This window comes from Dysgonomonas sp. Marseille-P4677, from assembly GCF_016652235.1.
Taxonomy (GTDB): Bacteria; Bacteroidota; Bacteroidia; order Bacteroidales; family Dysgonomonadaceae; genus Dysgonomonas.
The window spans coordinates 1-1,189 of sequence record NZ_JAEPKU010000272.1 but is presented as its reverse complement, the minus strand read 5'-3'; the positions used below and the strand labels follow the sequence as shown (position 1 = coordinate 1,189).

Here is a 1,189-nt window from a genome sequence, read left to right as displayed (position 1 = left end):
ATATTATATATAAATAATGATTAAAAATATGTAAAATATAACGATATAATAATGGAAAAAATCGCAGAAGGATTCCGAAACGAAAAAGCAATCGTTACTCCTTATAATATTCGTTCTTATCAGTCAAAAAATATTATTACAAAAAATTTATATATTACACATATAGGATATTATCCGAAGGCAAAGTTTCATTTCAGGGAGCGTCCTGAAGGAACACCGGAGAATATACTTATATATTGTGAGGAAGGTAATGGATACATTACTTGCTATGAAGAAAAGTATTCCATTTCTCGTAATCAAGTATTTATTATACCTGCTAATACGCCGCACTCATACGGATCAAGCTATCAAAACCCATGGAGTATATACTGGTTTCACTTTTGTGGCGAATTTGTTTCTATGTTTTCTTCCATTATAAATAAAGTGATAAATCTGGAAGAATCTGACAGGAGTCGTTTTAACGATAGGATACAGCTTTTTGATGAAATGTATCAAAATTTGGAAATGGGATATAATTTCGAGAATCTGGAATATGTCAGCTTTTGTCTGATGCATTATTTGGCCTCATTAAAATATATGAATCAGTTCAGGGAAATAAAAAAAATAAAAGAAACAGATGTTATACAAAAAAGTATTCAATATATGAAAGATCATCTGGAAACTAAAATGACCTTAGACGATATAGCTAATCATATGGGGTATTCTATTTCTCATTTTGGAGCGATTTTTCTTCAAAGAACATCATACTCCCCACTAGAATATTATAATCAATTAAAAATACAAAGAGCTTGCTCCTATTTACAATTTTCAGACCTCAAACTGAAAGAGATTGCATTCAGATTGAACTTTTACGATCCTTTCCACTTTTCGAAAGCATTTAAAAAAGAAATGGAAATAACACCTAAGGAATACAGGAAAAGATATAAATAGTATTGGTGTATATACTTATGGGAGAAAATAGCCTCTCAATATTATTTTAAATATTCTTTATTAAGAAGATGCCTAATAAGCATATATCAAGACTGTTATATTTAGTATTATATTGCTAGGCTGAAAAATATAATTACAGTTTCATGATTTTTTCTATCTTTTTATAACCTTGTCACTGTTTATCTATTTTTGAAGTCGCCCCAGGCACAACTTACACAGCCATCCATAAAGATATATATATCAATATATTATATCTATT

1 protein-coding gene is annotated in these 1,189 nt (G+C 29.1%); it reads left to right on the top strand.

From position 1 onward, the window contains the following. The first annotated feature begins 51 nt into the window (after positions 1 to 51). A complete protein-coding gene (locus JGH11_RS20010) occupies positions 52 to 930 on the top strand; it encodes an AraC family transcriptional regulator (protein WP_201114751.1) in 879 nt (292 codons plus the stop codon). Positions 931 to 1,189: the final 259 nt, after the last annotated feature.